The organism is Anaerophaga thermohalophila DSM 12881, from assembly GCF_000191885.1.
GTDB lineage: Bacteria > Bacteroidota > Bacteroidia > Bacteroidales > Marinilabiliaceae > Anaerophaga > Anaerophaga thermohalophila.
Genome location: NZ_AEWI01000044.1, coordinates 1 through 25604, shown reverse-complemented (window position 1 = coordinate 25604; position 25604 = coordinate 1). Strand labels below are relative to the sequence as shown.

General features: G+C 43.1%; 15 protein-coding genes. 6 read left to right on the top strand and 9 right to left on the bottom strand.

The window, feature by feature from the left end; genetic code table 11:
• Nucleotides 1-857: 857 nt before the first annotated feature.
• Nucleotides 858-2501 (top strand): diphosphate--fructose-6-phosphate 1-phosphotransferase, encoded by a 1644-nt coding sequence (locus ATH1_RS0112695; protein WP_010422435.1) that lies wholly within the window; start codon nucleotides 858-860, stop codon nucleotides 2499-2501.
• A 386-nt stretch (nucleotides 2502-2887) separates the two neighbouring features.
• Nucleotides 2888-3286: an RrF2 family transcriptional regulator gene (locus ATH1_RS0112685; RefSeq protein WP_010422432.1), complete on the top strand. Its 399-nt coding sequence runs from the start codon at nucleotides 2888-2890 to the stop codon at nucleotides 3284-3286.
• On the opposite strand, the gene ATH1_RS0112680 is transcribed toward ATH1_RS0112685, so the two are convergent.
• Together ATH1_RS0112680 and ATH1_RS0112675 are read right to left on the bottom strand one after the other, a co-directional pair.
• The gene (locus ATH1_RS0112680) at nucleotides 3277-3999 is read right to left on the bottom strand and encodes a 16S rRNA (uracil(1498)-N(3))-methyltransferase (protein ID WP_010422430.1); all 723 of its coding nucleotides are present in this window, start codon (nucleotides 3997-3999) and stop codon (nucleotides 3277-3279) included. The genes ATH1_RS0112685 and ATH1_RS0112680 overlap by 10 nt on opposite strands.
• Before the next feature lie 151 nt (nucleotides 4000-4150).
• The gene (locus ATH1_RS0112675; RefSeq protein ID WP_010422428.1) at nucleotides 4151-6400 is read right to left on the bottom strand and encodes a sensor histidine kinase; all 2250 of its coding nucleotides are present in this window, start codon (nucleotides 6398-6400) and stop codon (nucleotides 4151-4153) included.
• A gap of 807 nt (nucleotides 6401-7207) precedes the next feature.
• Between ATH1_RS0112675 and purB the strand changes: the two genes are divergently transcribed.
• Complete coding sequence (purB, locus tag ATH1_RS0112670; protein ID WP_010422424.1) at nucleotides 7208-8563, top strand: adenylosuccinate lyase; 1356 nt, start codon at nucleotides 7208-7210, stop codon at nucleotides 8561-8563.
• 230 nt (nucleotides 8564-8793) lie between these two features.
• On the top strand, nucleotides 8794-10614 hold the full coding sequence (locus ATH1_RS0112665) for an ABC transporter ATP-binding protein (RefSeq protein WP_010422422.1): 1821 nt from the start codon (nucleotides 8794-8796) through the stop codon (nucleotides 10612-10614).
• Nucleotides 10615-10668: 54 nt separating this feature from the next.
• Here the strand turns inward: ATH1_RS0112665 and ATH1_RS0112660 are convergent, their stop codons facing one another.
• The 7 genes from ATH1_RS0112660 to ATH1_RS0112620 all read right to left on the bottom strand — a co-directional run bounded on the left by ATH1_RS0112660 (nucleotide 10669) and on the right by ATH1_RS0112620 (nucleotide 22737).
• Nucleotides 10669-11388 carry a (Fe-S)-binding protein gene (locus tag ATH1_RS0112660; RefSeq protein ID WP_010422420.1) on the bottom strand — a complete coding sequence of 240 codons (720 nt, stop codon included), beginning with the start codon at nucleotides 11386-11388 and terminating at the stop codon, nucleotides 10669-10671.
• 347 nt (nucleotides 11389-11735) lie between these two features.
• Entirely contained in the window at nucleotides 11736-12185 is a 450-nt protein-coding gene (locus ATH1_RS0112655) for a methionine-R-sulfoxide reductase (RefSeq protein WP_029164114.1), read from the bottom strand.
• 748 nt (nucleotides 12186-12933) lie between these two features.
• Nucleotides 12934-13152, bottom strand: coding sequence for a heavy-metal-associated domain-containing protein (locus ATH1_RS0112645; protein WP_010422415.1), 219 nt, complete (start codon nucleotides 13150-13152; stop codon nucleotides 12934-12936).
• A 394-nt stretch (nucleotides 13153-13546) separates the two neighbouring features.
• The gene (locus tag ATH1_RS0112640) at nucleotides 13547-15985 is read right to left on the bottom strand and encodes a heavy metal translocating P-type ATPase (protein ID WP_010422411.1); all 2439 of its coding nucleotides are present in this window, start codon (nucleotides 15983-15985) and stop codon (nucleotides 13547-13549) included.
• A gap of 240 nt (nucleotides 15986-16225) precedes the next feature.
• Nucleotides 16226-18376: a starch-binding protein gene (locus tag ATH1_RS0112635; protein ID WP_010422408.1), complete on the bottom strand. Its 2151-nt coding sequence runs from the start codon at nucleotides 18374-18376 to the stop codon at nucleotides 16226-16228.
• Between the two features lie 361 nt (nucleotides 18377-18737).
• Nucleotides 18738-19298 carry an AraC family transcriptional regulator gene (locus ATH1_RS0112630; RefSeq protein WP_010422404.1) on the bottom strand — a complete coding sequence of 187 codons (561 nt, stop codon included), beginning with the start codon at nucleotides 19296-19298 and terminating at the stop codon, nucleotides 18738-18740.
• A gap of 1396 nt (nucleotides 19299-20694) precedes the next feature.
• Nucleotides 20695-22737, bottom strand: coding sequence for a M3 family metallopeptidase (locus ATH1_RS0112620; RefSeq protein ID WP_044115258.1), 2043 nt, complete (start codon nucleotides 22735-22737; stop codon nucleotides 20695-20697).
• 792 nt (nucleotides 22738-23529) lie between these two features.
• Between ATH1_RS0112620 and ATH1_RS0112610 the strand changes: the two genes are divergently transcribed.
• Both ATH1_RS0112610 and ATH1_RS0112605 read left to right on the top strand, forming a co-directional pair.
• Nucleotides 23530-24528, top strand: a complete 999-nt coding sequence (locus tag ATH1_RS0112610; RefSeq protein ID WP_010422392.1) for a DUF6588 family protein — start codon at nucleotides 23530-23532, stop codon at nucleotides 24526-24528.
• 234 nt (nucleotides 24529-24762) lie between these two features.
• Complete coding sequence (locus ATH1_RS0112605; RefSeq protein ID WP_245531790.1) at nucleotides 24763-25428, top strand: YdcF family protein; 666 nt, start codon at nucleotides 24763-24765, stop codon at nucleotides 25426-25428.
• Nucleotides 25429-25604: the final 176 nt, after the last annotated feature.

The following is a 25604-nucleotide window of genomic DNA, read 5'->3' as shown; positions in this document are numbered from 1 at the left end:
CATTCATCAGCTCATTGGTTACAACAGCCGCGGAGCGGCGACAGAACTGTAGTAGAAAAATTGAATTCACAAGTAACTACTGCCTACTGCCTACTGCCTACTGCCTATTGCCTACTGCCTACTGCCTAATGCCTACTGCCTATTGCCTACTGCCTAATGCCTACTGCCTACTGCCTATTGCCTACTGCCTGCTGCCTAATGCCTATTGCCTACTGCCTACTGCCTACTTTATCATTTTTAGGCACCGATTTTTTCTATTCTGAGAAAATATTTTCAAATTTGCAACTGGAAAATCAGGAAGTTGCAGAGTTGAAAAGAAAAAAGGACAGTTTACTTCCTATTTGTTAATAATATTAGTCTGGCCTGGACAAGCCTGAGCCAAAAACAGGTAAAAAGCTAAAGTCATAATTTGTCTCGGATTAGTTAATTGCTATGCAATTATTTTTTGTCGTCAACGAAACGAGCATGACTACGTTTGCCTCAATCAGAATATGTATAAGTTCTTGTATGCGAGTTCCATCCGACCTTAATAAACAAATTTTATACGGATGAAACGAGCATGACAAAGTTTGTCACAAAAGAACATGTATAAACCCTTGCATGCGAGTTCCATCCGACCTTAATAAACAAATTTTATACGGATGAAACGACTGGAAGGAGTTCAAGAACACCTTAAAAAATCAATTATGATGTTGTCAATGACACGAATGATTGTCGCATCATAGATGCGACTAAATTCGCGTTAATTCGCGCAATTCGGTTATCCAAAGTACAAATGGCGCAGCCATTTATACATATTTTGCTAAGAAATACAACAAAATTAGTACAATAAAAAATTCAATAAACCATTTTGTAATATGATAAAAAGTCCACTCCAAATCGCGAGGGAAAAGTATGTTCCCAAAGTTCCTGCCGCACTAAAGGGCAGTGTAAAAATTGTTGAAGGAAGAAAGACCCAATCGGTTGCAGACCAGTCCGATATTGAAAAGATGTTTCCCAACACATACGGGTTACCCCTGTTGTCGTTCGAGACCGACGGCAGTGAGAAAAAATACCCGGCTCAAAAGGTGGGAGTCATTCTGTCAGGTGGACAGGCTCCGGGTGGGCACAATGTGATTTCCGGACTTTTCGACGGACTGAAAAGACTCAACGACGACAGTAAGCTGTATGGCTTCCTGGGTGGCCCCAGCGGTCTTATCGATAACGAATATAAGGAACTGACTTCAGATATTATTGCTCATTACCGGAATACCGGAGGCTTCGACATCATCGGTTCAGGAAGAACCAAGCTTGAAGAAGAAGCCCAGTTTGACAAAGCGCTTGAAAATTGTAAGAAACTGGGCATCAATGCTCTGGTAATTATTGGTGGTGATGATTCGAACACCAATGCAGCGGTACTGGCCGAGTATTTTGTTGCAAAAGGCGCGGGTATTCAGGTTATTGGTGTTCCCAAGACCATTGACGGGGATCTGAAGACCGAAATGATTGAGACTTCCTTTGGTTTTGACACCGCCTGTAAAGTTTACAGCGAGCTTATCGGGAATATTCAGCGTGATGCCAATTCGGCCAGGAAATACTATCACTTCATAAAGCTGATGGGACGTTCGGCTTCGCATATTGCACTGGAATGCGCGCTTCAGACACAACCCAACATTGCCATTATATCCGAAGAGGTTGAAGCTAAAAACATGACCCTTGATGACGTGGTCGATCAGATTGTCGAAGTGGTCGTTAAACGTGCCGAAAATGGGGATAATTTCGGGTCGGTACTGATACCCGAAGGCCTGGTTGAATTCATTCCAGCCATGAAATCGTTGATTAGTGAATTGAACGACCTTTTGGCAAAGTATGAATCGGAAGTTAACGCGCTGGAAAGTAATAAGGAACGCCGCGACTTTGTTGCTGCGAAACTTTCCAAAGAATCGGCAGAGGTGTTCACCCATCTTCCCGGCAGTTTTGCCAATCAGCTCCTGTTGGACCGTGACCCGCACGGAAACGTTCAGGTTTCAATGATTGAGACCGAAAAACTTTTGATCGACATGGTGAAAACCAAAGTGAAAAAACTCAAAAAGGAAGGGAAATTCAACGGTAAGTTTAAAGGTCAGGCCCACTTTTTCGGATATGAAGGCAGATGTGCAGCCCCGACTAATTTTGATGCCGATTATACTTATTCTCTCGGGAATACTGCCGCTATTCTGATTGCTGAAGGGAAAACCGGTTATATGGCTGCCGTTCGCAACCTTAAAGCACCTGCCGATGAGTGGATTGCCGGAGGCGTTCCCATTACAAGCATGATGAATATGGAACGTCGTCATGGTGCCATGAAGCCGGTTATCCGGAAAGCCCTTGTGAAACTTGATGGCAAGCCGTTTGGGAAATTTGCGGACAATCGTGAAGACTGGGCTATGAATACCAGGTATGTTTATCCGGGCCCCATTCAGTATTTTGGACCCAAAGAAGTGTGCGACCTGCCATCGAAGACACTGGAGCTTGAACGTTAACAATTGCCCGTCTGTATAGTCGGGAAAAGTTGCAACAAATCATGTGTCTGTTCAGAAAGTGCCGGTTGCAAGGCCTGCACAGTCGCCAAAACGAAGTCCCGAATGTGTTTTTTGTTGGTTTTTTATTTAAAAAGCCTTACAAAATCTACCGCGGGATGAATATTTTTGGCGACAAGCGTAACACAGCAAATGGTGCTTTATGGACAGACACTGACAAGCGCAATGGACAGATATTTTATTTTAGCAACCCGTATTCCGGAAACATCTGTTTTGTGGTTACGGGTTGTTTTTATTTTTTTACTTTTGGGTCGTGATCCTGCTGCTGAAAGATTTTTTTGGAGCGGGGACAGTCTTGATCTGAGACAATACCTTAAAGCATAAAAGCAATGTCAAATATTATCGCTCTAACCGAAGCCGCTTCAATAGGACTCCACGGTATGGTGTTGATAGCCCGGTCGGATGTGGTGCTGAACGTGAGTAAAATTTCGGATTTTATTGGCAGTTCACGTCATCATGTTGCTAAAATAATGCAGCGATTATCAAAAGCCGGATTTGTGTCATCGAACCGTGGGCCTTCCGGGGGGTTTGTTTTGAAGAAATTACCCGGAGAAATCACGCTTCTTGATATTTACGAGGCCATTGAAGGGCCACTGGCAGTCCAGACCTGCCCGCTGAACAGAGATGTTTGTCCCTTTGGTGAGTGTTTATTGGGTGATCTTTCTCTTCGGGTATCCCGTCAAATCAAAGATTATCTGGGGAGTCACACACTTCAGGATTATCTTTGACGTTCTTCCCTCATCTTAACAAACAGGCAAGCAGCAATTCCTGCTGTTTCGGTTCTTAGTCTGTTTTTTCCCAGTGAAACGGGAATAAACCCCTTCTCTTTTGCCAACAAAACTTCGCTTTCAGAAAAATCTCCCTCAGGTCCGATAAGAATCAAAACACCGTCGCTGTCTTTCCTGTTTTTCAAAAGGTCGGGCAGATATTGCTGCGCTTCCTGGTTATCGCAATAAGCAATGTATTTCAGTGGTTCGGGCAGAGCAGAATTCAGGAAATCCTGAATGTTCGTTAATTCGGTTATTTCCGGTTTCCAAAGGCGCAGCGATTGTTTAGTGGCAGCCGTCAGCACTCTTTCAAGCCGTTGCAATCTGATGTGTTTTCGTTCCGACTGATGGCACAAGAGCGGCGTTATTTTGTCGATACCCAGTTCGGTGCTCTTTTCCAGAAACCATTCAAATCTGTCAATGCTCTTTGTCGGTGCAATGGCAATATGGCATTTTCCTTCGGGTTCATTCTCAATTTCCGTATTTTCAATTCTGATGCGACACGCTTTTGCCGTAGCCTCTGTTATTGTGCCGATGGCACGCACCCCTTTCCCGTTGATGACGTGAATGGTATCTCCCTTGTTATGACGAAGAACTTTTATACAGTGGTGTGACTCTTCTTCGTTGAGAAGACCTCCGTTGGTTAGTATTTCGGGTTCGTAGAAGATTTGCATGGTTGTTATGTCGTTGGGTGTTGTTGGGTTGTCAGGATGTCAGGGGGTTAAATTGTCAGGTTGTTAGAATGTTAAATTGCTCGTTCGGTTTCGATGCTTGGACAAATTCGCTTGTTAGAAGTGTCTGTTCAGAAAAGTGGCTCCCTTCCTCTCAAAAATGTACGCCGGCTTTTAGTGTTTTAAATTCGCAGGGCAGGGTAAAGAAAAAAGTTGAGCCTTGTCCCGGTTTCGATTCAAACCATATCTGTCCTTTCATCATTGTTATCAGGCTTTTGGTGATGGCCAGTCCCAGTCCCGTACCGCCAAATCTTTTTACAGAGCTTTCATCCACCTGTCTGAAACGTTCAAAAATAATATTTTTATGTTTTGGGTCAATGCCCTGACCGGTGTCTTTCACTTCAAACATCAGTGTTTTTTGGTCTTTAATGCTGTATTGTATCTGTATGTAACCTTTTTCGGTGAATTTTATCGCATTGGTTAAAAGATTCAAAAGAATTTGCTGAAGCCGGTAAGGGTCGGCATTAATAAAGAAGTTGTCATCATCGATGCCGTACTTAACCATGAATTCTATGCCGCTTTTCTTTTTCTGTTGCATCAGGTTGATACAAATATTCCTGATATTCCCGAGCAGGTTATGAAGATCGAAAGTTTCCTTTTTAATCTGTAATTGACCCGATTCAATTTTGGAGATGTCAATGATGTCATTGATGATGTTCAGCAGGTTCTCTCCGCTGTTTTTTATCATTTCCAGATATGTTCGGTTATCATTTTGGGGGGATGCTTCAGTGGCCATTAGTTCGGTAAATCCCAGTATGGCATTCATGGGCGTTCTTATTTCATGGCTCATATTGGCGAGAAAAGCAGATTTCAGCCGGTCACTTTCTTCCGCTTTCTCCTTGGCTTCTTTCAGCTGTTGTTCAAACTCTTTCTGCGACTGGATTTCAGTGATGGTACCAACCATTCGCAGGGGGTTCTGACTTTCATCGCGTTCTGTAATTTTACCGTGTATTAAAAACCAGATATAATCACCGGGTTTTGTACGCAATCTTGCCTCACAATGAAACATTTGAGCATGCCCGTTTTTATGCATTTGAAACGTTTCGCAAACCTGTTGCTGGTCGTTGTGATGAAAAAGCGTTGCGTATGTTGATGTGTTAAAACCGATTTCGTTGGGGTTATTGTATTTTAATAATTGTGCAAATCGTTGACTCAGAAATACATCTCCGGTTAAAAAATCAACATCCCATAGCCCCTCATTGGCACCTTCAAGAGCCATTTCCAGACGGTTCTCACTTTGCATCAACTGCTTTTCCGCTTTTCTTTTCTGGCTGATGACGCGCAGAAGTATCAGGATAATGATCAGAAGAAAGGCAAGAATAGACGTAACGATGATCAGTTCCTGCTGAAACCGTTCGAAGGGGTTCTCGGGCTTATTGAGCAGGATAGCTTTGGGGGTCAGTGCCGAGTAGTTGATACCGTTTTTATTGAGCTGGCGGTAGTCCAGCATCAGTTTTTCGGGAGAAGGGGTCAGCCATGGCATGTTTGCATTGCCTTGTAGCATTTTTTTCATGATCCGGGCTGCTTCACGCCCCTGGTCGCATCCTCTTACAACCACACCTCCTACAATGAAGTCGCCAAACAGAAAATCCCAGTTGCTATATATCGGGGCCCGGCAGTTATTATGAAAAAGTCCGGATTCCTGAATCATTTCACGCGGGATTCCGTTACGTTGGATGTACAAACTCAATAAGTAAATAACTTTGTGGTCGGAACATATATTTTTCAGTTCAAAAGTCAGTTGTTCCGGTGATTTAGCTCTCAGCATTCTGTATTTTAAGTCGGGGTGTTTGGTTGTAACCGTTTCGATAAACTGATTGCTGAATATTTTCCCCGAGACTGTTGAGTCAGAGATTACAATCAACTCGTCGAGGTTTGGGTGCAGTTGCTTAATGAGATGCAAAGTGCTGTCGATATTGATGTGCTCATTAATACCTTTGAATCGTGTGGTATCGATTTTGTAATTCCTGATATTGTTGTTTCCGCAAAAAGCAACGGGAACATCACCCCAAATCCTGTCGCCATAACGGAGGAAAAAGTCAAAAGCGTTGTTGTCACTGATTATGATACCGTCTATTTCGGCCGATGAATATTTGTGCTGATAAACTTCACGTAATTGTTCGATGTATGCCTTGTTCTGAAACCGTTTTGAGTCCATATATTCGACAAATACCCTGTACTTGCCGGCATCTGAAAACTCCTCCAGCACCCCACTGGTAATATCAGCCGTCCATTTGAAGGTAGGATGGTATGAGTTAAGTAACACAATGTCGGTGAAACTTGTCTCTCCTCTGGTACAAAAGGGAAAAAGTAATGTCAAAAGTATTACCGGAATGGTTTTCATCAGTATAAAATTAATCTAAGTTATTGGCCTGATGGAACTCGCATGATTGTGTTTTATACATGTCCTTTTGTGACAAACCTTGTCATGCTCGTTTCATCACTATAAATATTTTTTCTTTATACGGGCAAACTATGGTGTTGCAGGGGTTGGTAAAAAAGCTAAAACGCAAAGACGTTTGTTGTGTTTATAATCCACACTACTGGCTACTGACTAAAAACTACTGACTAAATTACTTATATCTAAAAATCTGATAATCTATTAAGGCTATCTTTGTCATGCTCGTTTCATTTGCTTGCTTTTTTCCATCTCATCACGAAAACTTATGAATAATTCAGTTTAAATAAAAATATGGAATTTTTTTGGAGATGCTCAAAACCAGGGAAAGAATATTTGTTCTTAGTGATAGATCGTTGAATTTTTAGATATAAGGTATGAGCTACAGGCAGAAGTTTGTCAGGCAAAAGGCAGAAGATGTAATAGACTTAGTGCTCGTCTGTAAAGTCGGGAAAGTTTCTTACTTAATAATGGGTCTGTTCAAAAGTGTCATTTAGAATGCCTGCCCCCGATATCATCGGGGCAGGCATTGCAACTGGCACTTGATAAAATTTTCCACGTGAAAGACTTTGAAATCTTTTCTTCGCGATTTTAGCGCTTCTTTAATTTCGCGTTCTTGGCGTGGAATAGAAACAGACAAAACTCCTTGCACCCCAAAATAATATTTAGCCGATATTGACAAAATAGCTATTGCAGTAACAGACTCAATAATCATTTTTTCCTACCTTTGTGGCGGCGAAAAGGAAGACAACTATGACAGACCTGCATTTGCTTACAGCAATATCTCCCATCGACGGCCGATACCGTTCGAAAGTGGACGGCCTTGCCCTCTATTTTTCCGAGTATGCTCTTATTCGTTACAGGGTAATGGTGGAAGTGGAATATTTCATTGCCCTTTGTGAGGAGCCGCTGGAACAGTTGAAAAATTTTGATCATGGTAAGTTCGATGTATTGCGTGCCATTTACAGAAACTTTCAGCTCGAGGATGCCGAACGTGTTAAGGAAATAGAAAATGTAACCAACCATGATGTTAAAGCCGTTGAATATTACCTGAAAGAGCAATTCGATCGTCTGGAATTGAAAGGATTTAAAGAGTTTATACATTTCGGTCTTACTTCACAGGATATTAATAATACAGCAATTCCTGCCTCTCTTCGCGATGCTGTGCACGGTGTTTATTATCCGTTTCTGGAAGAACTGATCGCTAAACTCGAAGCGCTTTCCAATGAATGGAAGGATGTCCCCATGTTGGCCAGAACGCATGGTCAACCTGCTTCTCCGACACGCCTGGGAAAAGAGGTACGCGTTTTCGTGGAACGCCTTAAGCGACAGTTGATTTTGCTTAAAGACATTCCTTGTCCGGCTAAATTTGGCGGTGCCACCGGTAATTTTAATGCACACAAGGCTGCCTATCCACAGGTGGATTGGGTTGATTTTGCCAATCGTTTTGTCGGAGAAAAGCTTCAGCTGGAGCGTGAGCAGGTGACCACGCAAATATCCAATTACGATAATTTGGCAGCCATTTTCGATAATTTCAAGCGCATCAATACCATTCTTATTGATTTGGCCAGAGACTTCTGGTTATATATAATGATGGAGTATTTTAAGCAGGAAATCAAGAAGGGTGAAGTGGGTTCCAGTGCCATGCCACACAAAGTGAATCCGATAGACTTTGAAAATGCGGAAGGAAATCTGGGGGTGGCAAATGCGCTGTTTGAACATCTGGCCGCCAAACTCCCGGTTTCAAGGCTTCAGCGCGATTTAACCGACAGTACTGTTTTACGCAACATTGGTGTTCCTCTGGCTCATACGGTGTTGGCGATTCAGTCGTTACAAAAAGGACTGGGAAAGCTTTTAATCAACAAACCTGCCATAGACCGGGACCTGGAAAACAACTGGGCAGTAGTGGCCGAAGCTATACAGACCATCCTGCGACGGGAAGGATTTGCCAATCCTTATGAAGTATTAAAAGACCTGACGCGCACCAATGAAGTGATCAATGAAGAATCTATCTCCCGTTTTGTTGACACATTAGATGTGGATGAGCGGGTGAAAGATGAACTCAAAAAGATTTCTCCACGGAATTATACCGGTGTCGATTTATTTTAGTAATATGCGCGATTACGGAGCTTGAACAGCTTCTTTTCAAGACTACTGAAATGGGATAATACGATATTTTTCTTACGGGTTTTTGAAGTTCAGACATCATAAAATCTAATAATCTAAGCATCTTAAATCTAACATCTTAAATCTAACATCTTAAATCTAAACATCTTAAATCTAAATATCTTAAATCTAAATATCTAACATCTAAATATCTAACATCTAAACATCTGTTAATGCGAGACTTCTGGTTCATAATGAAGCGGTTTTTGCCGCCCTATAAACATCTGCTGGTTTTTAATATTTTGTTTAATCTCCTTTCGGCTCTGTTTGCCGTTTTTTCGGTTGCACTGATGATCCCGATGCTTGAGATTATTCTTGGGCAGCAAAGTGAGGTTTATGCATTGGCAGACTGGAATCTCAACTTTAATGATCTTAAGCACAATTTATATTACTACATCACGCAATTGAAGAACAATTATGGTCCCGGTTGGTCGTTGCTTTTTGTCGGGGTATTTCTTGTTTTCGGAACCCTCCTGAAAACCGGTTTTGCCTATCTGGCCTCCTATACCAGTGTTGGCATCAGGAATGGTGTTGTACGTGATTTGAGATATCAGATATACCGGAAAATACTGAATTTGCACAGCGGTTTTTTCAGTGAGGAAAAAAAAGGAGATATCATTGCCCGGTCAACCGGTGATGTTCAGGAAGTTGAAAATTCCATCATGTCGTCGCTCGATATGTTTCTTAAGAATCCGGTGCTTATTATGGTCTATCTGGCGGCCATGCTGATATTCAGCGTAAAACTCACGCTTTTTGTCTTTGTTGTTTTACCATTGGCCGGATACATCATTGGCCGGGTGGGCAGGAGTTTGAAAAAGACGTCGCGTGAAGGTCAGAATAAGATGGGCGATCTACTGGGAATAATAGAGGAAACACTTTCCGGATTGCGTATCATCAAAGCTTTTAATGCCGAAAAACGGATGGACCACCGTTTCAATGAGGAAATAGAGGAATACCGCAGCATAATGAACCGTCTGATGCGCCGAAGAGATCTGGCACATCCGATGAGTGAATTCCTGGGTACCATAGTGGTGGTTATTCTTGTATGGTTTGGCGGTACGCTGATTCTTACTGAGTCGGACACTCTTAATGCTGCGCAATTTCTGGCTTATCTCGGGATATTTTACCAGGTGATCAACCCGGCTAAAGCCTTTTCCAAGGCATTGTATAATATCCAGAAAGGACTTGCGGCCTTTGACCGGATTGACGGGATTCTTAATGCCGAGGTGAAAATAAAAGAGTCGCCCAATGCCAAACCAATCAATGAATTAAAACAGGGAATCGAATATCGTAATGTAACATTTGCGTATAACAAAACACCCGTTCTCAAAAATATTTCACTTTATATTCCCAAGGGAAAAACCATTGCACTGGTGGGGCAGTCAGGAAGCGGTAAATCTACTTTTGTTGACCTTCTTCCCAGGTTTTACGATGTGAGCGAGGGTGCTATCCTGATTGACGGGATTGATATCCGCGATCTTAAAATTCATGATTTGCGCCATCTGATGGGAAATGTAAATCAGGATGCCATTCTTTTTAATGATACCATTTTTAACAATATTGCTTTTGGTGTTGAAAATGCTACGCCGGAACAGGTTGAAGAGGCTGCCAGGGTGGCCAATGCACACGACTTTATCATGGCGACCGAACATGGATACGATACCATCGCAGGCGACCGTGGGGGACGTTTGTCGGGCGGACAAAGGCAGCGTATCAGCATAGCAAGGGCCGTCTTGAAAAATCCCCCTATCCTTATCCTCGATGAGGCCACTTCGGCCCTTGACACAGAGTCGGAGAAGCTTGTACAGGAAGCGCTTGAAAACCTGATGGCCAACCGTACTTCAATCGTTATTGCGCACCGCCTTTCTACTGTCCGTAATGCCGATTGCATCTATGTATTTCATGATGGTGAAATTGTGGAAACCGGGGATCATCATGAGTTGATTGAAAAAAGAGGTGTCTATCAGAAGTTACATGAGCTGCAGATGCGATAGAGGTAACCCTGAGGAAATATTTTTCAAAAAACTTTGCACCTTCGCGTTTATCGGTCAAAATCTGGCCAGAACGTCTGCTATATGAATGGTTTTTATGGGCAATTCATTTTTCTTGATATAACTTTCGATATTCAACAGGCAGGATGCCTCAGTTGAAACGATGTATTCGGCGCCGGTAGAGAGTGCATTTTCAACTTTTTGTTCCACCATAGCTGTTGACACCGGTACATATTTCACCATGAAAGTTCCGCCAAAACCGCAACAAGTGGTATTGTCGGGTAATTCACGTAATTCCAGCCCCTCGACGTTTGACAGCAGACGACGGGGTTCGTCTTTGATACCATATTCGCGAAGTGCCGAACAGGCATCATGATAGGTTACTTTGTGCGGGAAACAGGCTTCAAAGTTTTCAATTTTCAGGTGATTAACCAGAAAATCGGTCAACTCCACCACATTTTTGCATACGCGGTCAACATCCTCTTTTTTATCAGGATGCTCTTTAAACAATTCCGGGTAATGATTGCGGACATATCCGGCACACGAGGCAGCAGGAATAACAATGGGACGGTCGTTTGGAAAATCCTTCAGAAATTTTTCTGCCGATTTCCTTGATCCGTCCCAATACCCACTGTTGAAAGTGGCCTGGCCACAGCATGTCTGCCGGGGATTATAATTAACCTCTATACCGGCTTTTTCAAGGATTTTTACAACATTCCACCCGGTACCGGGGTATAACTGATCTATAAAACAGGGAATGAATAAGTCTACAACCATGTTGTTACGCCTTTATATTTGATGAGCCACGCCTGAAAAGCATCTTTGTTACCAGACTCATTGTTGTTTTAAATTTTTGAAACGAGCATGACAAGGTTTGTCACAAAAGAACATGTATAAAACTCAATTATGCGAGTTCCATCAGACCAATAATTTAGACTTATTTCATACTGATGAATCCTCATTAACAACGAGTTAACTCTGTTGTAAAAATTTAAAACGCTTTGATTTTGACAAAAATATACTTTTTATACCGTACTCATTTGATGCAAATTTAATGTTTCCTTTGAGAAAGGCAGTCATAGCAGGGCATTTGTTATTAAGTTTTTCGGATTTTTTGCAGTTGCTCAGTGGGTAGCTGGAATAAAATCCATTGATATACTGTTGACACAATGCCGGGTATTCTTGGGTGTAAAACCTTCGCCGAGGAATACATGTCCGAGGTGTGCGCCGCACTGTGCACAAACAATTTCGGTGCGCCGGCCGTCGGCATCGGGTTGCCGCTTTACAGCCCCTTCAATTTCATCGTCAAAGCTTGGCCAGCCGCACCGTGCATCAAATTTATCACTGCTTCGGTAAAGATGTGCTCCACAACGCTTGCAGGTATAGATACCCTTTTCATCATGGTTGTAATACTTTCCGCTAAAAGGCCTTTCGGTGCCTTTGTGAAGAATGACCTGTTCTTCTTCCGGGGTAAGCTGTTTGAAATTCAAACGGGTGCTGTCGTTTTGTGCCATAGTAGTGCTTGTTGCTGTTACTGTTGTTAGTATTGTTAGTATTGTTATTAATGTTTTCATCCGTATAAAATTAGTCTATGTTATTGGTCTGATGGAACTTATCATACTTTAATTGATATTAGATTCTTCGCTCCGCTCAGAATGACAAACTGCTAAGGTTGAGGTTGAGATTAAGGTTGAGATTAAGATTAAGGTTGAGGTTGAGGTTGAGGTTGAGATTGAGATTGAAGTTAAGGTTGAGAGTTCACCACAGTTGACGCAGATGAACACAAATTATTTTTTATTAACATCAATAAAAATCACATTTTAGTCTGTTTGCTTTTTTTAGATTTTCCCCTTCGTCAGCATGACAAAGAGCCTCTTGTCATTCTGAGGAGGTAACGACGAAGAATCTGTTCACTGTTTTTGGTTTCTTAGATGATTAAAGGTTAATTATACATGTTCTTTTGTGGCAAAACTTGTCATGCTCGTTTCATCACTGTAAATATTCTTTCTTTATACGGGCAAGCTGTAGTGTTGCATGGGGTTGGTAAAAAAAGCTTAAACGCAAAGCCGTATGTTGTGTTTATAATTCACACTACTGGCTACTGACTAAAAACTAATGACTAAATTACTTATATCTAAAAATCTAATAATCTATAATGAGTATTCTGGCGGCAAACGCAACACAGCAAATGGTACTTTATGGACAGATGCTAATTAGTTACACTGACGTGCGACGGGCACATCACAACAAATTGTTCCGATCCTTCGGGAGAGATTCGCAGAGCAAAATGGACTTTTTAAGCGGCCTTTTTGGGGCGCTCTCTTAAGTGTTTCCCAACTCCTCGGCTTTATATCCGGCTTCATTAAGAAGCTCTTTTACTTCGTCAGCATCTCCTTCTTCGGTCTTTATGGTCAAAATCCGGTCGGGGCTCTCTAAATCAACGCTCCAGTCGCTGATATTGTTTGATTTGTCCAGAAAAGGAGTTACGGCATTGATGCAGCCGTTGCACTTGATGTTTGTTTTGAATTTTAGTGTTTTCATGGTGTTTGATTTTTGTTTATTTGTTGATAAATCAATTTATTACTGGATGCTGGTTGATGGTCAATTGAAGAGATTCTTCGTCGTTACCTCCTCAGAATGACCCTCCTGATGCTGTGTATCATTCTGAGCGAAGCGAAGAATCTACCCTCTTATATCTAAAAATCTAATCATTTTTTTTGATTACTGTTAAATCTGTGCTCATCTGTGATATCTGTGGTGAATCTGAATCTGAATCTCAACCTCAGCCTTATCCTCAACCTCATTTGGCCAGTAAAGAGATTCTTCGTCGTTCCTCCTCAGAATGACACTGATGCCGTCTGTCATTCTGAGCGAAGCGAAGAATCTATTCTCAACCTTATCCTCAACCTCAGTCTTATCCTCTAAATCTATCTATTTAATCATTTATCTTCGCCTTTTTAAGTCGCAGGCTGTTGCTGACGACCGATACGGAACTGAATGCCATGGCTGCACCTGCAATCATAGGATTCAGCAGGAAGCCCGAAACGGGGAAAAGTACGCCAGCTGCTATGGGAATGGCAATAACATTGTAAAAGAATGCCCAGAAAAGGTTTTGTTTAATGGTTTTTACAGTTTTTCCGGATAGTTTGATGGCCTCGGGTACTTTTAAAAGGTCGGATGAAGTTATGGTCATGGCGGCCACATCCATAGCAACATCGGCGCCTTTGCCCATGGCTATTGACAGATCGGCCAATGCCAGCGCTTCAGAATCGTTAATTCCATCGCCAACCATGGCAACCGTTTTGTTTGTTTTCTGAAGTTCTTTTACAAATTCTGCTTTTTCACCGGGCATTACCTGAGCTTTAAAATGTTTTATGCCTGTGGCATTTGCTACAGCTCTTGCAGTTTGTTGGTTATCCCCGGTAAGCATATAAACTTCTATTCCAAGTTTGTGAAGACGACTGACGGCTTCGCTGGAAGATTCCTTTATCTTGTCGGCAATGGCAACCATTGCTACCGCCTCATCGTTAACAGCCATCAGGATAACCGTTTTTGCATCATCCTGCCATTTCCCTATTTTTTGTCCCGGCGTTTCAGGGAGTTTTATATGGTTTTTCACCATGAGGATTTCATTGCCAATTAATATTTTATCATTGCCAATGGTTGCACTTATTCCATTACCGGAATGATTGAGAAAATGGTCCGCCTCAAATTTTTCAAAGCGACCTGTTTCTTCAATATACCGGACAATGGCACCGGCCAGAGGATGTTCAGAATGACTTTCTGTTGCCAGAAGCATTCCCCGTATTTTTTCTTCTTTTAAGTTGGAATTAATTATTTCAAAATTGGTTACTTCCGGTTTACCCACAGTAATTGTGCCTGTTTTGTCAAGCACAACAGCATTGGTTTTATGGGCTTTTTCGAGGCTGCCGGCGTTTTTTATCAGAATACCGCTATTGGCTCCTTTGCCAACACCCACCATTATAGCAGTCGGGGTGGCCAGTCCAAGTGCACACGGACAAGCAATGACAAGTACCGAAACGGTTGCCAGCAATGCCTGGGTAAGGTATTCCGTACCTCCAAACAGCATCCAGACAACAAAGGTAAGTATGGCAATGCCAATCACTGTTGGGACAAAAACGGATGCCACTTTATCGACCATTCTTTGTACCGGAGCTTTAGTGGCCTGAGCATCCTGAACTGTTTTGATGATCTGAGCCAATATGGTTTCACTGCCTACTTTTTCAGCGCTCATGGAAAAACTGCCGGACTGGTTGATGGTTCCGGTGAAGACCTTTTTCCCCGGTGTTTTTGCAACGGGCATCGATTCCCCGGTTACTGCACTTTCATCAACAAAAGACGAGCCTTCGGTTACTTCACCGTCAACCGGTATTTTATTGCCCGGCTTAACCCTCAGCACATCGCCCTTTTCTATTAAATGTATGTCTGTTTCCTTCCAGGAGCCATCGTCCTGCAATTTAAGCACTGTTTTGGGGCGGAGTCCCATCAGCTTACGAATGGCAGATGAGGTTCCTTCTTTGGCGCGTTCTTCCAGCCATTTGCCCAGCATGATGAAAACAATAATTACGGCAGCTGCTTCAAAGTAGACATGGGCTTCGAGACCTTGTGATGTCCAGACCCCGGGAAAAAGCATGTTGAAACTGCTGAAAAGGTAAGCCATGCTGGTACTCAGAGCCACCAGGGTATCCATATTGGCAGCCCCGTGCCTTGCCTGTTTAAAAGCGTTGATGAAAAAGTGACGGCCAAAGACGAAAAGAACCGGTGTGGTCAGGGCCCACATAATGTAATTGGCGTAAGGGATGTTATGGAAGAACATGCCAATCAGAAAAACGGGAAAAGCGAGCGTACCAGCCCAAATCAGCCGTTTGCGGGTTTGCTGGCTTTTCTTCCGGCGTGCTTCTTCCATGGCTTCTTCGCTGGTCTTCTTTTCATCAATGATCAGATCGTAGCCGATCGAACGGATGGCATTTTTCATTTCCGGAAGTCCCGTGTTTTCAGGAACCCAGGAAACTTTTACGTTGTTTTGAGCCAGATTGACAGAAGCATTCAATACTCCTGGCTGTGCATTCAATATGCTTTCTACGCTTGCCGAACAGGCTGCACACGACATGCCTTCTACCGGCAAAATTTTTTCGCTTATCACCGGTTCAATACCGATGTCTTTAAGATGTTTGGTAGCATGTGTAAGCGTTTCTCCGTTAGCACCATGTACTACGATGCGCTGATTATTCGGTTCCCACTTCCATTCGTGGATATCTTCAATATCTTTAAACGCCCTTGCAATAACGGATTCCTGAATATTACTGCCGGATGTGGTTATGGGGATTATGTATGTTATTTCTTTTTGCGACATAAAGTTTTTCCTTTTATGCAAAGATAAGGGTGTTGCCGGTTGCATCTTTTACATTATTTTCGGAAAAACTTGCAAGGGAATGGCTGTAAAGATATTTGAATGGTTATACCGCTCGGGTAGGCTGGTCGCATAAAGAAGAGGCTGTCTTTTGGGACAGCCTTCTCATCTTATGCTTCTGTCAATCAAACAGTGTTTTAATTCAACCTAAGTTGAGCGGTTTGAACGCAGTGAAAAAGAGAATTATCGTTTAATGAAACGCCCGATGGTTTCTTTGCCCGTAATATCCCGTACGATAAGGAAATAGAGTCCGGGTGTGAGAGAGGAGACATCAAATTTTGTCTGACCATTGGTGGCTTCAAAGATATCGGTGATGCTTCCATTGATCGAAGCTATCGTTACCTTTTCAATTGGTTGTGAACAAACAATCTGAACAAAGTTTTTTACCGGATTGGGAAAGATTTCCAGTCGGGTACCGGCTTTTTCTTCTTTTGCTATGGAGGTGATAGCAGATGGACATTCCACCTGTTCGGGCGTTGAACCGGAATAACAGGTGGTGGATGTTACGCCTTCGATGTTTCCTGTTTGAGCTCCGGATCCATTGTTGAAGATGACATTGACGTGTTTTACTGAAGGGTCAAAGTCATAGCGGAACCATCCGTCCTGGAATTCCGAAATTGGAGTTCCCGGCCAGTCGCCGGTTAACGCTGTTCCGTAAGCGTCCCAGGTATAAATGTTTACCGAAGACCAGCCTTCAGTGTTTTGATAGGCAACAGAAATGGGCTCTGTGGTAGTCCCGTCTGAACAATTCACCCGGATATGCGGCCATTTTCCATCTCCGTTTTTGGTATCCAATGTACTGAAGCAGGCATCCGCCTCAATATTTGTAATATCGATGGTTTGTTCAGTACCATTATTGTTGAACAGGACATTCAGGTATCCTGTAACATTGGAAAAGGTGTAGGAGTACCAGTTATTTTCTTCGTCGGTCATGGCTACTCCGGGCCAGGCAGTGATATCTCCGGTATCGTCCCATGCGTGCACATTTACATTGGTCCATGCAGTGCTGTTGTTGTAAAATTGTATAGTGATGGAGGTTGTAGGAGCCGGTGGGGACGCGGGTTTTGTCCATACTGCATAATCGGTTCCAAAAGTCTGTAGGGTGTAATCAGCCGGGGCATTGTAAGAGGCAGTCCCTATCTTTACAATCAGCGAACCATTGTTTCCGGTTACCGTGGCTACATAAATGTCCTGAGCGTTTTGATTCACTGTAACATTACTTTCGCTGTGAATCCCTGCCAGTTTTCTGGCTGCGATGAGTTCATTGATTTTTGTTTGGTAGCTGGGATCGGTCCAGTGGTTCATCCACACACATGGAATACCGGGACTTGACAGGATAAATGCATAAGCGGCCAAAACATTTCCGGAAAATCGGGAAGCATTATCAGGGCGTCCGGTGTCATGATTGTCCACAAATGTTATTGCATATTTTTTATAGTAATCGTTGTGAATTAGTCCGGCCGGTTGATTCTCTGTTCCGCGCAGCCAGGTCAGTTCAGTCAGGTTATAACCGTTGTTAAAAGCATTGTTGAGGGCATACTTGGCAGGAAAATCAAAGGCTGCGGAAGTGGCGTTAGTGGCATCAATCCAGCCAGTAACCAGGTCATAGTTGCCATCCCAGTATTCACCTACCGAAAGATATGCGTTTGCTGAACTGTTATATATTGCATTATAGCTTCCGGCATAACCTTTAGCAAAGTCATAGCGCCATCCGTTGTAGCCAATTTCATTTTTCAGAAAATCAAGGTAGGCCTTGATGGTGTTTTGGACATTCGTATTGGTGTGGTCCACATCACGGGCTGCTTCGTAATTTTCTCCGGTGTCAGGGTTTCCTGCGGGCATGTGTTCATAAGGCAGGTTTTGATCCTTTACCTCATCGCCTTGACAGATGGCTTCAAGTCCCCATGAATAGGTTGTACCATTGTAGGTCTCTTCAGGAAAATCCACCCAGTTGGATACTCCGTTGCGATGGTTGATGACGATGTCGGCAATGGCTTTGACCCCGTTTTCGTTAAGTGTCTGGATAAGCGTTTTTAGTTCATCCTGCGTTCCGAATGAACTATTCTGATCGAAGTAGAAAACGGGAAGATATCCCATGGAATAATCGGTCAGATCGTTGCCGCTTGGGGGCAACCATATAAGGTCGAAGTGTTGACCGATCTCAGGAGCCATGGTTGTTAAGGCAGTCCAGCTGCTTTCGGAATAGGTATCCCAACCAAAGCCCTGTAGCATCACATCGGTACATTGTGCGGGCACTTGTGATTTAACAGGCGCTAAAAAGAAAAACAGGATTAGGATTAAAAACAATTTTTGTGTGTAGTAGGATTTTTTCATAATGTACGAATTTTGGTTTTTTGTTAAAACATGTGTAGGGGTTTTAAATTTAGATTGCAGGAATAAAAATAGAAATTTTTTAACGAATGAAACAAGTTGAATATCAAAAAAATAATGTAAAATTTTGCAAACGTTACCGCAAACGTTTGCGGTAACGTTTGCAAAAAAAATAAGCCTTATTAAAGTGACGTAAACAAGGTGTTTTATTTAAAAAGTTAATGTCTGTTAATGGAAGTGATTCCTGGAAACGGGAATTCAGGAATTTGATGTGAATATGGAAAGTAAGAAGTCAAATGTATCTTTTTAGTCTGGGATGATATCGCGCAGGCATTGCAACCGGTACTTTATGGACAGGCACTAATTACAACTTATCTATGTCATTTCTTAATGGTTTCCTGAGTTTTTTAAAGTCGCCAGGGGTCATACCGGTAATTTTTCTGAATTGGTTAGACATGTGAGCCGGGCTGCTATAGCCGAGCGTATAAGATATTTCGGAAAAATTCATTTCTCCGTAGGCAATGAGTTCTTTGATTTTTTCAATTTTCTGTTTAATGATAAATTGTTCGATGGTAATCCCTTCGATTCCTGAAAAGAGGTGACTCAGGAAACGATAGTTGTGACTGACCTGTTCCGACAGCCACTTAGACCAGTTAAATCCCTGTTGAAGGTTTTCGTGGTGTATTTTTTGAATTACGAGTGTCTTTATTTTATCTACAAGCTGTTTGTTACGGTCTTTTATGCGTTCAAAACCAATTTTTTCCAGCTTTTCATCCAGTTCGTTCAATCTTTCTTCCGAAAGTTCTTCTTCAATTACGGCCACACCAAGCTCGACCGAAACGGGATGCAGCCCCATTTCAGTTAATAGTCCTTCAACTGCCATGATGCAGCGTGGACAAACCATATTTTTAATGTGAATGGTCATTTGTTACTTTGTTAATTTGTTGTCGGGTTTCGAGTTTCGGGTTGCGGGTTGGCGCTTCCCCCTTTAGGGGGTCAGGGGGTGCGCGACCGGGTTTCAAGTTTCGTGTTTTCGGGTTCCGTGTTTCGAGTTCAGAGTTTTGGGTTTTGCGGGTTCTGGATTTCGGTTTCCGAGTTCCGAGTTCCGGGTTTCGTGTTCCGTGTTCTGAATTGGGGGGTTGGGTTATGCGGGTTGACCGTTCCCCCTTTAGGGGGCCAGGGGGTGCGCGACAGTGTTTCGGGTTTCGTGTTCCGTGTTCTGAATTGGGGGGTTGGGTTTTGCGGGCTGACCGTTCCCCCTTTAGGGGGTCAGGGGGTGTGCGATAGGGTTTTGGGTTCCAGGGTTTCGAGTTCAGAGTTTTGGGTTTTGCGGGTTCTGGATTTCGAGTTCCGAGTTCCGAGTTCCGTGTTTTGTGTTCTGAATTGGGGGGTTGGGTTATGCGGGTTGACCGTTCCCCCTTTAGGGGGTCAGGGGGTGTGCGACAGGGTTTCGGGTTCCAGGGTTTCGAGTTCAGAGTTTTGGGTTTTCCGGGTTCTGGATTTCGGTTTCCGAGTTCCGAGTTCCGGGTTTCGTGTTCCGTGTTCTGAATTGGGGGGTTGGGTTATGCGGGTTGACCGTTCCCCCTTTAGGGGGTCAGGGGGTGTGCGACAGAGTTTTGGGTTCCAGGGTTTCGAGTTCAGAGTTTTGGGTTTTGCGGGTTCTGGGTTCCGAGTTCCGAGTTCCGAGTTCCGTGTTTTGTGTTCTGAATTGGGGGGTTGGGTTATGCGGGTTGACCGTTCCCCCTTTAGGGGGCCAGGGGGTGCGCGACAGTGTTTCGGGTTTCGTGTTCCGTGTTCTGAATTGGGGGGTTGGGTTTTGCGGGCTGACCGTTCCCCCTTTAGGGGGTCAGGGGGTGTGCGATAGGGTTTTGGGTTCCAGGGTTTCGAGTTCAGAGTTTTGGGTTTTGCGGGTTCTGGATTTCGAGTTCCGAGTTCCGAGTTCCGTGTTTTGTGTTCTGAATTGGGGGGTTGGGTTTTGCGGGCTGACCGTTCCCCCTTTAGGGGGTTAGGGGGTGTGCGATAGGGTTATGCGTTTTGTGTTTCGAGTTCCGTGTTTCGTGTTCAGCGGGTTGACCGTTCCCCCTTTAGGGGGTTAGGGGGTGCGCGACTGGGTTTTGCGTTTTGAGTTTCGGGTTCTGAATTAAGTATTGGGGTGTCAACCTCATTTTCAACCTTATTCTCATCCTCAATCTCATTTGAATTGGTTATTGAAATAATCTGTGTAAATCTGTGCCATCTGTGGTGCACTCTCAACCTCAACCTCAGCCTCAACCTCAGCCTCAGCCTTAACCTTAACCTCAATCTTAGCCTCAGCTTCAGTCTCAGTTTTTTAGTCCGCTACGTTCGAGCAAGGGTTCAATGGATGGTTCCTGACCTCTGAATGCCACATAAAGTTCCATAGGGTCTTTTGTTCCACCTTTTTCCAGGATGTTTTTCCTGAATGAGTTTGCAATTTCTTTGTTAAATATACCGTTTTGCCTGAATAATTCAAAAGCATCGGCATCCAGCACTTCAGCCCATTTATATCCGTAGTAGCCTGCGGCATAACCGCCGTCAAAAATGTGGCCAAAGGCAGTACTCATGCAACTTCCTTCTACATCCGGAAACAGTTCGGTTGGTTTCATGGCTTCTTTTTCGAATTGAGCCACTTCTTTGGTGACAGGCTTGTCGATGGTATGCCAGGCCATGTCGTTCATTCCGAAACTCAATTGACGAACCGTGGAGTAGCCGCTCTGGAAATTACCGGCAGCAATTATTTTATCCACCATATCCCCGGGGATGGGTTCTCCTGTTTCGTAGTGTGTGGCAATATCCTGAAGCCATTCTTTCCGACGGGCCCAGTTCTCCATGATTTGAGAAGGCAACTCAACAAAATCACGATAGACAGAAGTGCCTGCCATCGATTCGTAGGTAACCCGGCTCAACATACCATGCAGGGCATGTCCAAACTCGTGAAGAAAAGTAGTGACTTCATTATAGGTAAGCAATGCCGGTTTGGATGCAGTCGGGCGTGTAAAGTTGGTCACCACGGAAATGTGCGGACGAACATCCTTGCCGTTTTCCACATGCTGCTCAAGATAAGAAGTCATCCAGGCTCCACCCTGTTTACTTTCACGTGGAAAGAAATCCAGATAAAGAACAGCCAGGAAGCTGCCGTCGTTATCAAAAACTTCGTAGGCTTCTACATCCTTGTGATAAACCGGAATTTCTTTACTTCTCTTATAGGTAAGACCATATAGCTTACGGGTAAGATCAAATATGCCCTCCTTAACTTTCTCAAGCTGGAAGTAGGGTTTTGTCATTTCGTCGCTTATGTTGAAACTTGCGGTTTTCAGTTTTTCGGAATAATAAGCAAAATCCCATCGCTGAAGTGTGTCGTTGAAACCAAGCTTCCGGGCATATTCTTCGACTGCCTTCACGTCCTTTTCGGCAAACGGGAGCGATGCATCCAATAATTGCTGAAGAAACTGATTGACCCGTTCGGGTGATTTGGCCATGCGTTCCGATAAAACATATTCGGCGTGATTGGTATAGCCCAGCAATCTGGCACGTTCCAACCGAAGTGCAACGGTTCTTTTAATAATCTCGTTGTTGTCTCTTTTGTTCCCTTTATTACCCCGGGAGGTATAAGCCCTGAACATTTTTTCGCGTAGTTCGCGATTATCGGCATATTTCATAAAAGGAAGATAACTGGGGAATTGAAGTGTAAATATCCATCCTTCCTGATTGTCTTGTTTTGCCCTTTGTGCCGCTGCTTCAATAACATCGCCGGGAAGTCCCGAAAGGTCTTTTTCGTTGGTGACGTGAAGTTTAAAATCATTGGTTTCGGCCAAAACATTTTCCCCAAACTGCAGGGATAACTTAGATAATTCTGCAGATATTTCGCGGTATCTCTCTTTGTCTTTCCCGCTGAGACGAGCACCGCGACGTGTAAAGCCCCTGTAGGTATCTTCCAGAAGCTTATGCTGCTCTTCATTAAGTGCGGCCGACTCATGATCGTTTTCATAGACGGTGCTGACCCGCTCAAAGAGCTTTTCATTCAGCCAGATGTCGTTTGAATATTCCGAGAGCATTGGTGACACTTCTCTGGCAATGCTTTGTATTTTTTCGTTGGTTGCGGCCGAGTTCAAATTGAAGAAAATACTGCTGATGCGGTCGAGCAGCTTCCCCGACTTTTCCAATGCTTCTATGGTGTTCTCAAAAGTTGGTGTTTCATCATTGTTGATGACGGCGGCTATCTCACGTCTTCCTTCTTCCAGTGCTTTTTCGAAGGCCGGCATGAAATGTTCCTCCGAAATTTTGTCAAATGGTGCCGTCTGATGTGGTGTGTTGAATGGTTGTAGTAACGGGTTGTTAGTATTCATATTATTTTCGTTTTTACATGATATATGTGTTGCTGTAAATGCGATAAACAGCAGCAAAGTTAAAATGTTTGTTTTCATCCGTATAAAATTTATTTATTAAGGTCAGATGGAACTCGCATGCAAGAACTTATACATGTTCTTGTTGTGGTATGCCTTGTCAGGCCCGTTTTATCTTACATTTAATAAATTGTTACGACTGTTAGAATTGTTAAAGTTGTTAGTTGTTAGAATGTTATAAGTTTTATTACATTAGCTAACAATCCTAACATTCCTAACAATCTAACATTCCTAACAATTTTATAACAATCTTTGCCATGCTCGTTTCATCCGTATATAATTTACTTAAGTTATTGGCCGAATGCAGCTCGCATGCAATATTTGCCCGATACGAAATGCAATTTTAAGGTTTTATCCCGGTTTCAGGAAAGACAGATATCATATTTTATTAATCAGAAGATGTGAAAATGATATCTGGCCAAATTTTTGTGAGAACTCAGGTAAAAGAAACAGGGCAGCTGGAAGCAATCAGAAATATTAATAGCGAAGAAAAAAATAAATCCGGCGCAGCAACGTTTTACGTAAAAAGCTAAATAGGCTATACCTATACCCATGGGGTCTCCATCGATTATTTTCTGTTCATAAAGTACCATTTACTGTGTTACGCTTGTCCGAATAGTACTCGGAGAAATTAAGGCTTTCGTGAAACCGGATTTTTCCGATTACGTAGAACAACGCACGAGAATACCTGAATCACGGGCGGTTTATTTTTCAATTTAATCAAATTTGAATCAGATGAAGACATTAAGAAAAAGTTTAGTGGTAATTTTAGCCTTAATGGTAAGTCATTCCGTCTTTTCCCAGGAACCATTGAGAGATTTTTTTCAGGCAGGAAAGGGAGATGCAGAAATTTTAACAAAAGCCTATCTTCAGCCTTATGGTGAGATGCTGGGAACTTCACTTAATGCCGGGTGGTACAATAATGCAAAGGTGCACAAGTTTGGCGGTTTTGATGTTACTTTTAGCGTGATGAATGCGGTAGCTCCATCTTCAGCCACATCTTTTGATGTTAATGCTTTGGGACTGGAAAATTTTTCAGCAACCGGGAATAGTGTTGCCCCAACTGTTGCTGGTGAAATGAGTGAGTCCTCAAGGCCTGAATTACAGCCTAATGTACAAGGTGGTGAATATGCCGCATTTAAGATGCCCAATGGATCAGGCAATGATAAATTACCCATTCCTATGCTTCAGGCTGCCGTCGGTCTTCCGTTTAATACTGAGATTATGGCACGGGTTGTTCCCAAGATGAGTTTTGGAGATGCCGGAAAAGTAAGTGTTCTGGGATTTGGATTGAAGCATAGTTTGAAAGATTATATCCCGTTTGTAAAAAGGATTCCTTTTCTGCAGATGTCCGTTTTGGCCGGTTATACCGATTTTAATACTACATACGGAATATCCGGTAGTGAATACGTGACAGTCGAAAATGGTGAACTGGCCGTTTCTTCCGGTGCATTTACATCAAGATTGCTGGTTGGAGCTAATTTTCCGGTAGTTGCCCTTTATACGGGCGTTGGATATGGCTCAACCAACAGCGATTTTGATATTAACGGAACCTACGAAGTAGCAAGTCTGGGTGAAAGTTGGACAGATCCTTTTACCATCGGGTACAAAACCAACGGATTTGATTTCAATGCAGGGGTCAGACTCCGTCTTGGATTCCTCGCTCTGCATGCCGATTATACGGTTGGTGACTATTCCGTCCTGACGGCCGGTGTAGGCATCAATATCCGTTAAATTTTACCAGCTCAGAGAGTGGTTTTCTCTTTTTGTGCGGTGCTTCAACCTCTTCAGGGTGACCAATGGGCAGCAAAACTGTTGGCTCAAGGTGTTTGGGGAGGTTGATGAGTGCTTTTTGAACAGTAAGTTTTCGGGATGTTTTTCGTATTATCCAGGATATTAAATGTTTTCTTTTCGCCCTTAATTTGGGTGGTTATCTTGCTGGTGGCCTCATTGTTACTGAAAAACAGGATGAGGCGACAATTTTTTTATGCCGCATTCCTTCTTTTACTTTTATTTTCTAACGGGGCCGTTTTTCATTCGGTTGCAGGATTATGGGAGGAACCACAGAAAAAGGCCTCTCAACTTCATTCGAATTACCGGAAAATTGTTGTTTTAGGGGGGATGGCTTCGGAAAACAGCGTTAACGGGTTGCCACGTTTTTCACAAAGTTCCGACCGTCTGTGGCAGGGTTTGTGGCTGTTAAAGACCGGTAAGGCCGATACATTGATCCTTTCGGGCGGACGTGGTACACTTTTCGATAAACAAAAACCGGAAGGCGAATTGCTGAAAAATTATCTGGATGATATTGATGTGCTGAGTGATCAGATAATTATCGAGTCTGTATCCCGCAACACTTATGAAAATGCGGTGGAGACGGCAAAGATTTTTAACAATACGGGAATGTCCAAAGAGATTATCCTGGTGAGTTCGGCTTTTCATATTCCGCGTGCCCGAGCATGTTTCGAAAATCAGGGGTTTACGGTCGATGTTTTTCCTGCTGATCCGCTTACCGGGGTCAGACCTTTGCAATGGAAGGATTTTATCATTCCGTCAGCGTACGTTATGGATCAATGGGGCGTTCTTTTTAGAGAGTGGGCAGGTATTTTGATGTATAAAATAAATGGATATATTTGAAAGGGAAAGATATAACAATTGTTAGATTATTAGATTATTAGATTTTTAGATTTAAGATGGTAAGATGTAAGATAAAACGCACCTGACAAGGCATACCACAACAAGAATAGATATAAATGCTTGCATGCGAGTTCCATCCGACCAATAACTTAGACTAATTTTATACGGATGAAAAG

Excerpts from the sequence above, each read along its gene's own strand:
- ATH1_RS0112695 (WP_010422435.1), top strand. The coding sequence starts at position 858 with ATGATAAAAAGTCCACTCCAAATCGCGAGGGAAAAGTATGTTCCCAAA.
- ATH1_RS0112685 (WP_010422432.1), top strand. The coding sequence starts at position 2,888 with ATGTCAAATATTATCGCTCTAACCGAAGCCGCTTCAATAGGACTCCAC.
- ATH1_RS0112680 (WP_010422430.1), bottom strand. The coding sequence starts at position 3,999 with ATGCAAATCTTCTACGAACCCGAAATACTAACCAACGGAGGTCTTCTC.
- ATH1_RS0112675 (WP_010422428.1), bottom strand. The coding sequence starts at position 6,400 with ATGAAAACCATTCCGGTAATACTTTTGACATTACTTTTTCCCTTTTGT.
- purB (WP_010422424.1), top strand. The coding sequence starts at position 7,208 with ATGACAGACCTGCATTTGCTTACAGCAATATCTCCCATCGACGGCCGA.
- ATH1_RS0112665 (WP_010422422.1), top strand. The coding sequence starts at position 8,794 with ATGCGAGACTTCTGGTTCATAATGAAGCGGTTTTTGCCGCCCTATAAA.
- ATH1_RS0112660 (WP_010422420.1), bottom strand. The coding sequence starts at position 11,388 with ATGGTTGTAGACTTATTCATTCCCTGTTTTATAGATCAGTTATACCCC.
- ATH1_RS0112655 (WP_029164114.1), bottom strand. The coding sequence starts at position 12,185 with ATGAAAACATTAATAACAATACTAACAATACTAACAACAGTAACAGCA.
- ATH1_RS0112645 (WP_010422415.1), bottom strand. The coding sequence starts at position 13,152 with ATGAAAACACTAAAATTCAAAACAAACATCAAGTGCAACGGCTGCATC.
- ATH1_RS0112640 (WP_010422411.1), bottom strand. The coding sequence starts at position 15,985 with ATGTCGCAAAAAGAAATAACATACATAATCCCCATAACCACATCCGGC.
- ATH1_RS0112635 (WP_010422408.1), bottom strand. The coding sequence starts at position 18,376 with ATGAAAAAATCCTACTACACACAAAAATTGTTTTTAATCCTAATCCTG.
- ATH1_RS0112630 (WP_010422404.1), bottom strand. The coding sequence starts at position 19,298 with ATGACCATTCACATTAAAAATATGGTTTGTCCACGCTGCATCATGGCA.
- ATH1_RS0112620 (WP_044115258.1), bottom strand. The coding sequence starts at position 22,737 with ATGAATACTAACAACCCGTTACTACAACCATTCAACACACCACATCAG.
- ATH1_RS0112610 (WP_010422392.1), top strand. The coding sequence starts at position 23,530 with ATGAAGACATTAAGAAAAAGTTTAGTGGTAATTTTAGCCTTAATGGTA.
- ATH1_RS0112605 (WP_245531790.1), top strand. The coding sequence starts at position 24,763 with ATGAGGCGACAATTTTTTTATGCCGCATTCCTTCTTTTACTTTTATTT.